The following is a 15,417-nucleotide window of genomic DNA, read 5'->3' on the forward strand; positions in this document are numbered from 1 at the left end:
ACGCATTACCTATGATGCAGATTTTGGTATAAATACATTGGCGGCACATCATGTTAAGATGCTTGATGCCTTCGAATACGTTAAAGTGCAGGATCTGGCTTATGAGAATATTAAAGTTTACGATCCGGTAGGTTGGGCAGCAGGAAGTTAYGCATCCAAACCCGTTCCAAAAGCAGCCAGAATTGCCTTACCTCAATTTTTCGATGGCAATGGAAATCCATTATATAATACCGATTGGTTAAAAGAATCTACACAGAACAAACTTTCGCAAAATCACCAGCTGGGTTTTACAGGTGGAAACGAAAATAGTACTTACGGTGTTTTTGCAGGCTACCGCGATGACCAGGGACTTTTACTGAACTCTTATTTAAAACGATATTCGGGCAGGTTTAATTTCGATAGTAAAATTAAACCATGGTTAAAGGTAGGCGGTAATTTGAGCTACAATAACCAGAATGAAAACATTGTTGATCAGGGAACTGGCGGCTTAAATTCGGTCCGTATGATTACAGAAGCATTTCCTTTTCTACCGATTAAACTGGCAGATGGCAAGTGGGGCGATAATAAACTGATTCCATGGGCAGAAGGAGGCTCTAATCCGGTGCACATCTTAACTGATCAAAAATATGGAATGGTTACCCAAACTGCTTTGGGAAGTATTTACTCTACCATCAGCTTTAGCAAAGATTTAGAGTTCCGTACCCAGTTAGGGGCCAATATTGTGAGCCGTAACATTAATGAGTACAATGCCAAACAATTATACGGTATCTCTGATGGCCAGAATGGAACGGCCAATGTAACCGATGATCGGGAAACCTTCTGGTCACTGGAAAACTATTTAACCTATAACAAACGTTTTGCCGAATCGCATGCCATTAATGCGTTATTGGGTATCTCCTGGCAGGCCACCAGCTTCTTTAGCAATACCAGCCATGCGGAGAATTTTGTAACCGATTTTTACGGAAACAATAACATGGGCTCTGGAAGTAAATCGATTACAGTGGGCTCTAGCCGGAACAGATCGGCTTTTAACTCTTATTTTGGAAGATTAAACTATGCTTTTAAAGATAAATACCTGGTTACTTTTACAGGTAGGGTAGATGGCTCATCCAAATTCGGAGAGAACCATAAGTTTGCCTTTTTCCCTTCGGCAGCACTGGCCTGGAAAGCTTCAGACGAAGATTTTCTTAAAGGAAACAAAACTATCTCTAACTTAAAACTAAGAACCAGTTATGGTTTAAGTGGTAACTCAGAGCTCCCTGCGTATCAATCGCTCGCCACATTGGTTAATAACTCAGCTATTATTAATGATAGTAAGGTAACCGGTATTGGTATCGGCAGGTTGGCCAATCCGGATCTGGTTTGGGAAAAAACAGCACAGGTTGATGCGGGTTTAGAATTAGGTTTGTTTAACAACCGCATTAATTTAGAGGCCGATCTTTATTATAGAAAAACAACCGATATGTTATTGGATGCCCCGGTTCCACGTACCACAGGATATTCGGTGATCAGAAAAAATATCGGGTCTATGCAGAACAAAGGTTTAGATTTAGGGATTAATACGGTAAATGTACAAACCGACAATTTTACCTGGAAAACCAGCTTCAATATCTCCCTTAACCGTAACAAGGTACTTTCTTTGGCTACTCCTGATGATATTTTTGGTGTGGGTAACCCAAATTTCACCAATCAAACTGGTATTATCAGGGTAGGTGAGCCTGTGGGTTCATTCTGGGGGCTTGTACGTTTAGGAACCTGGAGCGAGGCCGAAAGGGCAGAAGCAGCCCAATATGTAAGTTACCGGGGTGGTAAAACTTTGCTTCCTGGCGATATTAAATATTTAGATGTAAACGGCGATCATGCCATTACAGATGCCGACCGTCAGATTATTGGTAACGGAACGCCGAAAGGCTGGGGGTCGTTTGGTAACTCATTCCGCTATAAAAACTTAGAGCTGATTGTAGAACTTCAATATTCTTATGGGAATGATGTGTTGAATATGACCCATCACTCGGGTGAAGACAGACAGGTACAGGCCAATAGCTTTGCCAGCGTATTGAATGCCTGGACTCCTCAGAATCAAAATACACCGATCGCCGCAATCAGGGATCAATCTGCCGGATATGTTACCAACGTGGATACCCATTGGTTAGAAGACGGTTCTTTCATCCGTGGAAAAAACCTTTTACTAGGTTATACTTTTGATAAAACACTTGTCGAAAAATTACGCTTAAGCAAACTTCGTGTTTATGCATCTGTTCAAAATTTCTTCCTGGCAACCAAGTATACAGGTAACGACCCTGAGGTAACTACCTATGGAAATGCATTTGCACAGGGTCAAACATTTTTCGATTATCCAAAGCCAACTACATTCATGGTAGGTTTAAACATTGGATTATAACATTAACTAAAGAAAGGATATCAACATGAAAATGAACATAAAAAATATCGCTGCTTTGTTGTTGCTAAGCGGCGCTATAATCGCAAACTCGGGATGTAAGAAGTTTTTAGATGAAACAGATCCCACCAATCTTTCGCCCAATAGTTTTTATACTTTACCAGAACATGCGGAAGCAGGTATTGCTGCTGTTTATGCAGAGATTCGGTTTATTGGAAACGGTGCCGGTATTTATTCCAACAACTGGCAGATGCTTGATGCACCAACCGGCATACAATCTACCGAAACAGCACAAAACTCCGATCTGAACAATTTGTATTCATTAATTTATGATGGAACAAACCTGCATGTTAACCAAAACTGGAACGGCTTTTACAAAGTGATTGCACAAGCTAACCTGGTGTTGGATAAAGTTCCGGGCATTAACCCGATGGACAATGCACAGAAAAAAAGGATTTTAGGAGAGGCTGCTTTCATCAGGGCCTGGGCATATTTTTACCTGGTACGTTTATGGGGCGATGTGCCTTTAATCACTAAACCGATTACCAGTCCTAACGATCCCAATTTTTCTCCTTCCCGTACACCACAAGAGCAGGTATACAAACTCATTGTTGATGATCTGGTTGCTGCAGAAGCGGCAGGTCTGCCTTTTATGGATGCGAGTGGACGTGTTTCTACAGCAGCAATTAAATCTGAACTGGCAAAAGTATATTTAACCATGGCCGGACAGCCACTTAACAAAGGAGCAGCGTATTATAAATTAGCTGCAGATAAGGCCAAAGAGGTAATCGATTATTCAACCGGGAATCCAGCATCACTTGGCTTGTTCCCTGGTTATGGAGCCCTTCACGATGCGAAGAATGACAATAAAATAGAGCATTTATTCGGAATCCAATACAATGATGCTGCCGGATCTGGTAACCCCTTGCAATCATCTTATTTACCTTTGCACCAGCCATTGGTTTCTAAAATTGATGGCATTGGAACGGCTATTCCAACCGCAGATTTTTATGGTTCGTATGAGGCGGGAGATTTAAGGGCTAAAAACAGAGAAGGTTATTTCTTTACCGATTATTATACCGATGGATTTAAAATGCCGTTGATTAACCGCGGTAAGCCTTATGTTTTTAAACACTTCGATCTGATTGCAAATGGAACACTAGGTGTAGAAGGTACCAGCAGGAGCGATCTGAATATTCCACAGATCCGTTATGCCGAAACCTTATTAATTTATGCCGAAGCACAGAACAGGGCAGATGGTAGTCCGAATGTTGCAGCCTATACTGCTATAAATGCAGTACGAAAAAGAGCGCAATTGGCCGATCTTGCAGGTTTGAGCCAAACACAGTTTGAAGAAGCCGTTTGGAGAGAACGCTGGCACGAACTGTGCTACGAGGGCGTTACCTGGTTTGATATGGTGCGGTTACGTAAAGTGTACAATGAAAGCACCAATGGTTTTGATAATTTTGTTGGCCACATTAATAAAAGTGTAAACCAACCTTTGCAAACCAAACATTTATTGTTCCCGATTCCTACTTCAGAAATCAAAAACAATCCTAACCTGACTCCAAATCCAGGTTATTAAACAACAGTATTTTATTATTTCTAATGGTTGGTGTCACACCGACCATAAATAATGTTTTAACAAAAAAACGGGTGCCCGATACGAGGCATCCGTTTTCATCGTCGTTTCGGCTGAAGCACAACCGAATAGAGATCCCTCGCCGCCGCTCGCGAGCATACTAAAGCAATGGAGGTGTTTATCAGCAATTTTATAGTCTTTAACTATTGTATGGGCAGATTTTACGGTAATTCATAAATTGAGTTTAAAAAAATAAAAGGAGTGAAGGGGCTTTTTTAATTTATTAGACTTATTTTTGCGGCAAATTATAGAACCACACAGGGAGATTAATTGATGCCTGTGAACCTCGACAATTATTAGAAAACTAATATTTTATCAATGACAAACGACAAAAAAGAAATATTCGAAAGCGTAGCACAACGTTTAAAAATTGAAGGTTTTAATGTAGTAAACCGCGATGAAACACGCCCTTGGGGTGGTTTTTTTGTAATAGATGAAGCACAGGCGCAACAATTTGCCGATACTTATTTTGATGGATTAAATGTTGAAGACCTTAAAATTGGCGGTAAATTAAGTCCGAAAATTTTAATCGTTGCACCAAATACACGTCTTTCGTGGCAATATCACCACCGCAGAGCCGAAATCTGGCAAGTGGTAACCGGTACTGTTGGTATTAAAACCAGCCAAACTGATGAAGAAGGTGAAGTGAAAAAATATGCTCCAAAAGACCAGATCAAATTACAACAAGGTGAACGCCACCGCTTAATCGGTTTAGAAGATTGGGGTGTTGTAGCAGAAATATGGCAACATACCGATGCTTCAAATCCATCAGATGAAAGCGATATCGTACGTGTTCAAGACGATTTCGGTAGATAATAAATAATTTAAAAAAGAATCCTGTTCTATGCATTGGAACAGGATTCTTTTTGTCTAAACGCTTAATTTAAAGCGTTTTTTCTACACGATTAAAAACTAAACGCCCTCAAAATACGTTTATAAAGCATATACATCCTTACATGATTATCTTCATTTTTTTTCTTTGCCATTGGTTTTTATCCCTGTTTAGCCAAACCTTTTTCCTTCACCGTTACTCGTCGCACAAGATGTTTAAAATGGAGCTTTTTTGGGAGCGGTTTTTCTATCTGATATTGCTGATCTCGCAAGGCTCATCATTTTTAAACCCCAGGGCTTATGCCATTCTGCACCGGATGCACCATGCTTATAGCGACACAGAGAAAGATCCACACTCACCACATTTTTTTAAAGATGTTTTCGGGATGATGGTTGCAACGAAGAATATGTACATGAATTATCTGCAATTTAAAATACAGCCAGAGCCAGCTTTCCAGGGAAATTATCCTGAATGGCCAATTGTGGATAAGATTGGAAATTCATGGGCCTGGAGAATTGCATGCGGCCTATTTTACATTGGTTTTTATGTTGCTTTTGCCAACCACTGGTGGCTGTTTATTTTATTGCCGATCCACTTTTTGATGGGCCCTTTACATGGGGCAATTGTAAACTGGTGTGGTCATAAATATGGCTATTCTAACCATGATAATGATGATCATAGCAAAAACTCATTACCTTGGGATTTCTTATTAATGGGCGAACTTTTTCAGAACAACCACCACAAAAAACCAAACAGTCCTAACTTTGCTACCAAATGGTGGGAATTTGATCCAACCTATCCGGTAATGAAGGTATTGCACTGGATGCGTATTATAAAAATTAGAAAGGTTTAAGGGAAGACTAAAGCTCAAAGCTAAGTGCTCGTCATACTATTCCGAATGTTCGGGATTTATTCCATGGTCTGTGTCCTCACAGACCATTTGTTTTTTCCGTTTGGTTCACTAAACCAGCCATAGCTTTTTTCCGCCACGGAAACACTGGAATCACGGAATTAATCTTTACAACTTGTTATCCTGTTGGAGGACTGTCAGAAGTTTCATTTCATGGTTTTGAGTGTAATCAAAGAGCAATAAGGGGCTTACTGTCATCCATAATTCCTTTTACCGATAAAAGCGTAGTGTTTGCCGACAAATTGATAGAGTTAGTGTAAAAAGTATAGCTTATAATTGTAACAAAATGCAATTTGCGTAGACTAATTACAAGGGGAAATTAAGCTTACAAAATGTATCRCCTGATTCTTATAAGCTAATGATCGGTTTTATGGGCTACAAAACAAAATCTGTTTTGGTTACCACCACGCCATCCAAACCCGATAATAATATAGGTACAATTTATATTTCATCAAGCGAAAATACGCTGGCAGATGTGCAGGTTCAGGGAACAAAAGCGGTTATCGAAAATAAAATCGATAGAATGGTTTATAACGCAGAAGCAGATGGTACAAACGCTGGCGGTGATGCAACTGATGTAATGCGTAAGGTGCCGATGTTATCGGTTGATATTAATGGCAACGTGCAGTTGCGTGGTGGCGCGGTACGCGTTTTAATTAATGGCAAGCCTTCCGGTACTATGGCCAGCAGCGTTGCTGATGCTTTAAAAATGATCCCTGCAGAGCAGATTAAAAGTGTGGAGGTAATTACCAGTCCATCAGCTAAATATGATGCAGAAGGTTCTGGAGGTATCATCAATATTATTACTAAAAAATCTAATGCACAAGGCGTAAGTGGTTCGGTAAATGCTTCTGCAGGTACACGTCAGAACAACGGTGCATTTAACTTAACTGCAAAAACGGGCCGTTTAAGTGTTAATACTTCATTAGGAGGAAATTTTGCATACGCTCAGAATTCGAGGGTTGTCATCGTTAACAACACCAAACTAAATAATGGGGGTGTTAACAATTTATCACAAGACGGTTTCTCAAAATGGAGCAGAGATGGCTTAAATGGTAGTTTAGGTGTTGATTATGATTTTAATGCATATAACAACATTAGCTCTAATGTAAAGTTTAACCGTTTTTCAAATGGAGGTCCAGGTGAATCGGATTTTATTTATAATAGTATTCGTCAAAGAAATATCAGCGATATGGATATGACATTCAGTAATATGGATTGGAATGTCGATTATAAAAAGACCTCTAAAAAAGAAGGTGAAGAGTTTTCTATTTCTGCGCAGCTATCTACCGGCCGTACGCCGCAAAGGTTTAGTAATACGCTTATTCCTCAGGATTCTTTAACAGGAGTAACTACTGAAAGAAATAATACCAGTAAAAATAATGAGTACACTGTTCAAACTGATTATACGTATCCATTTTCTAAATCAACAACCTTAGAAGTTGGCGCAAAAGGTATTTTTCGTAAAATTAGAAGCCAGTTCGATTTTTCGTCACAAGACTTTGATTATAATCAAGATGTTGCCGCAGCTTATGGTGTAATTAGCTTCAACTTAACCAAAAAATTAAAGTTTAAAGGTGGTTTAAGAACGGAATATACTACAATAAGTTTTAACACTAAGGCTAACGGAATTCAGAAGAATGATTATTTGAATTTATTCCCTAGTGCAATCATATCTCAAACCTTAAAAGGAAATGCAACATTAAAACTGAGTTATAACCGTCGTTTACAAAGACCTGGTCAAAACTATTTAAATCCTTTCCTTAACGATAGTAACCCAATTAACTTACAGCAGGGAAATCCATATTTAAATCCTGAATTAAGTGATAACTTAGAGTTGGGCTACAGTACCTTTATAAAAGGATCGGTAATTAATGCATCAGTGTTTTACCGCCGTACAGGAGGGATAATCGAAAGTTCACTTACTACAACTGCTGCCAATACACCATTAACCACTTACATTAATGTGGGTACTGGCCAAACTTACGGTTTCAATGTCTTTGGCTCATACAACCCTAAACCAAAATGGACTTTGATGAGTAACTTTGGATTAAATACTTATGAAGTGGATAACAAGGTAGCCAATTTTAATACGGGTACTTTTGTAAACTATAATATTTTTGCCCGTTCTGCATATGGTTTTGGTAAAGGTTATAATTTTGAATTATTCGGTGTAGTAAATTCTCCAAGAAGAACGTATCAGGGTAAAACAGATGCGATGATCTTTTATGGTGCATCATTCAAGAAAGATATCTTAAACAAAAAAGGGTCAATTGGTGTAAATACTTTGAACCCTTTCACAAAAGATCTTCACATCCAAACTGTAAATAACTCTATTACACCTACTGGAACAGTTTTTCAGAGCCAAAATATCTACTATCCGCTGCGTTCTTTTGGTGTTAACTTTAGTTATTCTTTCGGTAAACTTAAATTTACAGAAAAGAAAAAAATCAAAAACGACGATGTAAAGCAAGATCAGCAACAAGGAGGTGGCATGGGCGGTGGCGTTCAGCAGTAAAACCCAATTTAACATACATTTTAAGCCTTTTCGATTTCTTTCGGAAGGGCTTTTTTTCTTTCATGTCTCCATTTCTTTTCTGTAAAAGCGTTAAAGCTACGCTAACCAATTTTTAAGTAGTAATATTCTTGCATAATTAGCTTATAAGTCGGTTTATGCGTTTTTTGTTGATGTTTTTTGCGATATTTTGCAGGATGAAGGGTGTTTGTGTAAAATTTTGCACGAAATACAGCCTTATTGATCATGTTTTGTGCGTGTTTTTGGTGCTAAAAATGTTATATTGCATATAACTAAAATCCCCTAAACTAAACAATTGTGATATGAGAAAAATCTTTACCTCACTTTTTTTTCTTTTTATTTTACTGATTGGCCTATCCACAATGGCACAGGTAAAAACAATAACAGGAAAAATAACCGCTGTTGATGATGGAGGTCCATTACCCGGAGCAAGTGTAAAAATTATGCTGCACAATCTGTAAAATCCGAAGACCTGAATTATAATCACCAGCCTAACTTGCTTAATGCATTACAAGGTAAGGTTGCAGGTGCAACAATTTCAAGCACTGGCGGTGGCCCGGGCCAGGGAGCAAGTATCCGGATCAGGGGAGTTAACTCTATTGACCCTAACATTTCTGGCGATCCTTTATATGTAATAGATGGAGTGCAGATTGATAACTCTACCTCTACAGTCGGGGCTAATCCCGATGGAACCGCATATGGTTCAAGAGGGGTAACCAATAGGGCTTCAGATATCAATCCAGAGGATATTGAAACCATCAATATTTTAAAGGGAGGTGCCGCTACCGCGCTTTATGGATTAAGAGGTGCAAATGGTGTTGTGGTAATTACCACTAAAAGAGGTAAGCAAAATGGCGTTAGCGTTAATTTCAACAGTAGTTACGGCTATGATGAAGTGTTGAAATCGCCGGATGTACAAACAGAATATACCCAAGGCGTGTTGGGCGTTTATACCAACCCTCCGGGCGGAATTGGACCGGCATGGGGGCCAACCATTGCCGAAGCGAAACTGATCGATCCGACTCACCCTGATCAATTGTTTAATAACTACGACCGTGCTTTTGGTAAAGGTCAGCAGGTTAAAAATTCGATTTCGGTTACCGGAGGAAGTGAAGCGATTAAATTTTTCTCTTCTGTTTCGCAGTTGTACCAAAAAGGAATGATGCCAAATACCGATAACAAAAACTTCTCGGGACGTTTAAATACAGACTTTACCATCAGTCCAAAATTTAAGGCCGCTGTAAATATGAATTTCACCAATTCTGGCGGATATAGTTATAGTGCAGACCGTTTTGGCGAAAGTTTGGCCTATTGGTCGCCGCGTTATGATGTGGCAGATTATCAGAATGCAGATGGTTCGCAAAAATACTTCGGTACCAATAATCCAATCTGGGGTACAGCAAACAAYAGGCTTAAAGGTGATGTTAACCGGTTTATCGGTGGGGCAAGCCTAAGTTATGATCCCGCAAAGTGGCTTAATTTTTCTTACCGTTTAGGTGTAGATACATATAATGACAACCGTGTGCGAACTGCCCGCGGACCGATGTATGCTACTGAAGCCATGTACGATAATGCTCAGGGTTATTATGGTGAATACAATACCAAGTTTAGAACCATTAACAGCACTATCGTTGCCACACTTACCTCTAAACTAACAGATGATATTACCGGGACTTTAAGGCTTGGGCAAGAGCTTTACGACCGTAAATCGAAGGAGATCGGTACTTTGGGCAGTATCCTCGGTGTGTACAATTTCTTTAATCTGGCTAATGCAGGTGTACTTACCCCAACACAAACCCTGCGACAAAAAAGACTGATCGGTTATTTTGGAGAAGCGACTTTTGATTACAAAAATTACCTTTTCTTAACCGTAACCGGAAGAAATGACATCACTTCTACGCTGCCAAAAGCAAACAGGTCGTTTTTCTATCCTTCAGCAAGTTTAAGTTATGTGTTTTCTGATCAATTTAAGTTGCCTGCCGTCATTAATCAGGCCAAGTTGCGTTTGTCTTATGCAAGGATCGGAAAGGATGCATCTGAGTATTCTACCTTTACCGGATATTCGCCTTATACTTCGCTGCCAACCGGAACAGGTGGTTTAACCATTGCTCCAAACCTTGGTAATCCCGATATTCGTCCCGAATTTACCAATACCTACGAGGCTGGTTTAGAGATGTCGTTCTTTAAAAACCGTTTAGGATTCGATTTTACTTACTATTATTCATTAAGCAAAGATCAGATCATTCAAACGCAGATTTCTTCGGCAGTAGGTTATGTAACCAAATCAATCAATGCAGGCGATATCAGGAACAGGGGAGTTGAGTTGGTATTGAATGGTAAACCAATTGTATCAAAAGATTTCAGGTGGGATGTAAATGTTAATTTTTCGGCCAACAGAAATATGGTATTGAGTATGCCTAACGGAATATCGGAAATTGTTTACGGTGCGGCAAGAGGTTATGGCAATGCGGGAGTAACGATGAAACTGATCCAGGGACAGCCATATGGCAATATTTATGGCAGCTATTTTAACCGTTATTATGGAAGTACGCCAGAAGATCCGATTGTACTGGATAAAGATCTTCCATTGCTGATTGGAGCAAACGGATTCCCGAGCATTTCAGGCGGCAAGCAAAAATTACTGGGTAATTCGCAGCCAAACTATATCATTGGTATGGGCAATACTTTCAAATACAAAAATTTCAGTTTAAATGTATTGTTTGATGCGCGTTTAGGATTTGAGAAATACAACTGGTTAGAAGATTTTTATTCGGCCTTTGGATTGCCTGATTATACAGCAGATAGAAGAACAGTACGGGTGTTTGACGGCCTTTTGGCCAATGGACAACCAAACGCCAAGCCTGTTTACATGGGGCAGCGGATCGGACCGGACGGGGTTGATTATGGCGAAGGGTATTACCGCATTTACTACCGAAACGTTTCTGAGCCTTTTGTAAGCGATGCCTCATGGGTACGTTTACGTTCTGCAAGTTTAACGTATAATTTACCGGAGAACTGGTTGCCTGCAAAATCAATCAAAAATGCTTCACTATCCGTTACCGGAAATAATTTATGGTTATGGACGAAATATTATGGTGTAGATCCAGAATCGAGTTCTTTCGATTCGGGTAGTAATAATGATGGCTCTGCCGGATTTACGTATCCATCTGCCCGTACAATTATGTTTACACTTAATGTTGGTTTTTAAATAGAATTACGATGCAAAAGATTATAAAATATACATGGTGCGCAGCTTTAATTGCAACACTAGGTTTGCAGAGTTGTAAAGACGATTATTTTGATAAATTGTCTGATAATCCTAATCAGGTTCCAACGCCAACACTCAATGCATTGTTGGCAACGTCAACTTACAAAATCGGAAATAACAATTTCCTTGTCGGAAGCATTGTTGCCCCCTATGTGCAATATACCGCCAATCCTTCAGCCAATGCGGCCGGAGATACCTACCAGGCAATTGATTTTACTACCACCTGGGATGCGCTTTATTTTGCCATGGCCGATGCTAACGAAATGAAAAAACTGGCAGTTGCACAAAGCTCCAGCGAGTATAAAGGTGTAGCCGATGTGATTATTGCCTATAACCTTACCTTGGTAAATGATTTATGGGGAGATGCTCCGTTTTCGCAAGCTTTCGACATTAACAACCTTAAGCCAAAATATGATAAACAACAGGAGGTATATAACCAAGCCATAGTACTATTGGATGAAGCCATTGTTGAACTTGCCAAAACCAATGCAACAGTTAAACTGGCCCCTACAAGCGATTTAATTTATGGGAAAACTCCTGCCACTGAAAGGGCAAACTGGTTGAAAATGGCTTATGGTTTAAAAGCCAGATTATTGAACAAAATAAGTAAAACAAGTTCTTATAATCCTACAGCAGTATTGGAAGCACTGAGTAATTCCTTTACGGCAAATGCGGATGATGCCGGAATGGCTACTTTTAAAGAACGTAACCCATGGGCCAATGTGGCACTATCCAATTCGCAACAATCGCTTGGTGGATGGCTTTCTGAACAGTTGATCGATGCGCTAAAAGGTACAACTTTTCCAGGTGTGGTAGATCCGCGCTTGGAAAAGATAACTGATAAAACGGTGAATAATACTTACATCGGAACCGTAAATGGGGCAGGTAACAGATTGCCTGGTGCAAACACCACAAAAGATGAGTGTTATATTTCTAGTAACTCTCCATGGACCAGCAATACTGCTCCAATACTTATTGTTACTTATGCTGAGCTGAAATTTATCGAAGCTGAAGCTTATTTTGATACCGATAAAACGAAAGCCTATGCAGCTTATTTGGCTGGTATTAGTGCTAATATGGATAAACTTTTGGTTTCGACAACTGCAAGAGATGCTTATCTGGCCAATCCTGTTGTTAATGTTGGTGCTGCGGCTTTAACAAAAGATCTTATTTTTAAAGAGAAATACATTGCAACCTATTTAAATCCTGAGGCCTGGAATGACGCCCGCCGTTTCGATTACAAGTACAAGGATTTCGGTATGCCGGCCAACGCTGCGCTTCCAACCTTTATCCGTCGTTTGGATTATCCACAGGGCGAACGCAGTAAAAACGGGGCAAATGTTCCGGCAGATGTGGCAAGAACAACCAAACTGTGGTGGGATCAGTAACATTCTTATAAAAAACAATAATCAGAGTCCTAACTGCACATCGGTTAGGGCTTTTTTTTATAATTTATCCGCTCAATATCAAGTAATGAAAAAATCGCTGCTTATACTGCTCATACTAATATCTGCCGCTAAAATTTTTGCACAGAACTTTACACTGAAATCAGTTTTAAGTTATCCTTTCCCCACACAATTGGTAGCCTCGCCCGTTGGCTCTAAAATAGCTTGGGCCGCAAATGAACAGGGAAAAAGAAACATTTATACTGCTGAAGCGCCTGATTATAAAGCAATAAAAAATACAGATTATAATGATGATGATGGGCAAGAATTAACCAGTTTATCTATTTCTGCAAATGGCAAATGGATTGTATTTGTACGTGGCGGCGATCATGGTGGAAGAGATGGCGGACCKGTTAACGCAAATTCATCTCCAATTGCACCAAAAATACAGGTGTTTGCTGTGCCTTTTGGCGGTGGAAAAGTTATTGCAATAGGTGAAGGCGATAATCCCATTATTTCACCAAACAGTGAACAGGTGCTGTTTAGCAAAGCAGGTCAGGTGATGGTTGCCCCGATTGATGGATCGTTTCCGGCAAAAAACCTGTTTTACGCAAAAGGCATCAACTCAGGTTACAAATGGTCGCCGGATGGGAAGAAGATTGTGTTTGTTTCCAACCGCACAGATCATTCTTTTATAGGTATTTATACCGATCAGCAAACGGCGATACAGTGGTTATCACAATCTTTTTCTAAAGATAATGCACCGGTTTGGTCACCAGACGGCAATGCGATTGCTTTTATCCGCACAGCAGGAACAGGTATAGAAACGGATTCGGTTTTAACGCGAAAACATCAGCCCTGGGCTATCTGGACGGTTAACGTAAATTCTGGAGAAGGAAAACAGATCTGGAAAGCTCCCGAAACGATCAGGGGTTCTTATCCTTCAATTGATGGTGGTGCCAATTTGCAATGGGCCGATGGTAAGATAATATTCACTTCATATGAGGACGGTTGGCCGCACTTGTATACTATTAATCCTGATGGATCAGGCCGTTTATTGCTTACCCCGGGTAATTTTGCTGTTGAAAACGTTAAACTGAGCAACGATAAAAAGACATTGGTTTTTGCAGCAAACACAGGTAACGAAGCAGATGATTTAGATAGGAGGCATATTTACAAAGTAGCAGTAAATAAGGCAAACGTGGAGGCATTGAGTTTTGGCAAAGGTATTGAAGCCTATCCTGTAATTTCGGGAGATAACCGTACTTTTTTCTGTTTAAGTTCTACAGCAGAACGGCCGCTTTTACCAGCTGTGTTAAATGATAAAAAGGCAGTTAAACTCATCGGCGAATCACTTATTCCTAACGATTTTCCCATCAAAGAAATGGTAATTCCAAAACATGTAAATTTTAAGGCACCCGATGGCCATACTGTATATGGACAATTGTTTTCTCCAAAAAAAGCAGATAAAAACAAGTCAGCAATCGTATATGTTCATGGTGGCCCTCAACGGCAAATGTTTTTGGGTTGGAACCCGATGGATTATTATTCAATTGATTATGCTTTAAACCAGTACCTGGTAAATATGGGGTTTACGGTTTTATCTGTAAATTACCGTTTGGGTACTGGTTATGGTTTTGATTTTCATAAACCTTTAAATGCCGGGCCACAAGGAGCAGCAGAATATCAGGATATAAAGGCTGCAGGCGAATGGTTAGCGAATCAGAAGGATATCAATAAAAATAAAATCGGCATTTATGGAGGTTCATATGGTGGCTACTTAACTGCGCTGGCACTTGGAAAAGATTCTAAATTGTTTGCAGCTGGGGTAGATATCCATGGCGTAAATTATAGGTTTAGTAATCCAGGAACCGAAGGAAAGGAGCCTGCCCCAGATGCTGCACTGGCCGCCAGGATAGCCACATCATCATCTCCGGTGAGTTATATCAACACGTGGACATCGCCAACATTGATTATACATGCTGATGATGATAGGAATGTTGCTTTTACTCAGAGTGTTGACCTTGCCAAGCGTTTTGAAGATAAGAAGTTTGATTTTGAATTTCTGGCCATTCCTGATGATACCCATCATTGGATGAAATTTTCTAACGGGTTAAAGGTGAGTGAAGCAACGGCCGATTTTCTTAAAAGGAAGTTAATGGATAAGAAGTAGCAATGGTTGCTTGTTGAAGACAACGTTTAGTTGACGATTTTTCTATTTCTTTTTTATCCGTTTCAAAATCATTAAACTCTGTGGATTAAAGGAATAACCTGAAATGTTGTTCTGAAGCATCACTACAGATTGATCGTAGAAAAGCGGAACAACAGGAGCATAATCCATTACCATCTGATCCATTTTGCGATACAGCTCAAAGCGTTTTTCGTTATCGGTTTCATAATAGCTTTTCTCAAACAGCTGATCGAATTCTTTATTGTAAAAAGCAGT

Annotated in this window: 9 protein-coding genes and 1 pseudogene; 9 read left to right on the forward strand and 1 reads right to left on the reverse strand. The window is 39.8% G+C overall.

What is annotated here, in order from left to right; translation table 11 throughout:
• The 9 genes from AC1DND_RS14815 to AC1DND_RS14855 form a co-directional block, all read left to right on the forward strand.
• Window positions 1-2,401 (forward strand): SusC/RagA family TonB-linked outer membrane protein (locus AC1DND_RS14815; RefSeq protein ID WP_477582703.1); only part of this gene is annotated, 2,401 nt, incomplete at its 5' end.
• Between the two features lie 25 nt (window positions 2,402-2,426).
• Complete coding sequence (locus AC1DND_RS14820) at window positions 2,427-3,983, forward strand: RagB/SusD family nutrient uptake outer membrane protein (RefSeq protein ID WP_477582705.1); 1,557 nt, start codon at window positions 2,427-2,429, stop codon at window positions 3,981-3,983.
• A 375-nt stretch (window positions 3,984-4,358) separates the two neighbouring features.
• Window positions 4,359-4,856 carry a cupin domain-containing protein gene (locus AC1DND_RS14825; protein ID WP_025142534.1) on the forward strand — a complete coding sequence of 166 codons (498 nt, stop codon included), beginning with the start codon at window positions 4,359-4,361 and terminating at the stop codon, window positions 4,854-4,856.
• A gap of 140 nt (window positions 4,857-4,996) precedes the next feature.
• Window positions 4,997-5,725, forward strand: a complete 729-nt coding sequence (locus AC1DND_RS14830; RefSeq protein WP_215131673.1) for an acyl-CoA desaturase — start codon at window positions 4,997-4,999, stop codon at window positions 5,723-5,725.
• Between the two features lie 427 nt (window positions 5,726-6,152).
• The gene (locus tag AC1DND_RS14835; RefSeq protein ID WP_477582707.1) at window positions 6,153-8,300 is read left to right on the forward strand and encodes a TonB-dependent receptor domain-containing protein; all 2,148 of its coding nucleotides are present in this window, start codon (window positions 6,153-6,155) and stop codon (window positions 8,298-8,300) included.
• Between the two features lie 320 nt (window positions 8,301-8,620).
• Window positions 8,621-8,779: a hypothetical protein gene (locus tag AC1DND_RS14840; RefSeq protein ID WP_477582709.1), complete on the forward strand. Its 159-nt coding sequence runs from the start codon at window positions 8,621-8,623 to the stop codon at window positions 8,777-8,779.
• Window positions 8,780-8,814: 35 nt separating this feature from the next.
• Entirely contained in the window at window positions 8,815-11,526 is a 2,712-nt protein-coding gene (locus tag AC1DND_RS14845) for a SusC/RagA family TonB-linked outer membrane protein (RefSeq protein ID WP_477582711.1), read from the forward strand.
• A gap of 11 nt (window positions 11,527-11,537) precedes the next feature.
• A complete protein-coding gene (locus AC1DND_RS14850; protein WP_477582713.1) occupies window positions 11,538-12,974 on the forward strand; it encodes a SusD/RagB family nutrient-binding outer membrane lipoprotein in 1,437 nt (478 codons plus the stop codon).
• Window positions 12,975-13,059: 85 nt separating this feature from the next.
• Window positions 13,060-15,144, forward strand: coding sequence for a S9 family peptidase (locus AC1DND_RS14855; RefSeq protein ID WP_477582715.1), 2,085 nt, complete (start codon window positions 13,060-13,062; stop codon window positions 15,142-15,144).
• A 42-nt stretch (window positions 15,145-15,186) separates the two neighbouring features.
• On the opposite strand, the pseudogene AC1DND_RS14860 reads toward AC1DND_RS14855, so the two are convergent.
• Window positions 15,187-15,417: pseudogene (locus tag AC1DND_RS14860) on the reverse strand (ABC transporter substrate-binding protein); the annotation flags it as partial.

It is taken from the genome of Pedobacter sp. 01N416 (assembly GCF_056399685.1).

What these genes read in the sequence shown, in the direction of transcription:
- AC1DND_RS14825 (WP_025142534.1), top strand. Translation starts at nt 4,359, where the DNA reads ATGACAAACGACAAAAAAGAAATATTCGAAAGCGTAGCACAACGTTTA.
- AC1DND_RS14820 (WP_477582705.1), top strand. Translation starts at nt 2,427, where the DNA reads ATGAAAATGAACATAAAAAATATCGCTGCTTTGTTGTTGCTAAGCGGC.
- AC1DND_RS14835 (WP_477582707.1), top strand. Translation starts at nt 6,153, where the DNA reads ATGGGCTACAAAACAAAATCTGTTTTGGTTACCACCACGCCATCCAAA.
- AC1DND_RS14840 (WP_477582709.1), top strand. Translation starts at nt 8,621, where the DNA reads ATGAGAAAAATCTTTACCTCACTTTTTTTTCTTTTTATTTTACTGATT.
- AC1DND_RS14850 (WP_477582713.1), top strand. Translation starts at nt 11,538, where the DNA reads ATGCAAAAGATTATAAAATATACATGGTGCGCAGCTTTAATTGCAACA.
- AC1DND_RS14830 (WP_215131673.1), top strand. Translation starts at nt 4,997, where the DNA reads ATGATTATCTTCATTTTTTTTCTTTGCCATTGGTTTTTATCCCTGTTT.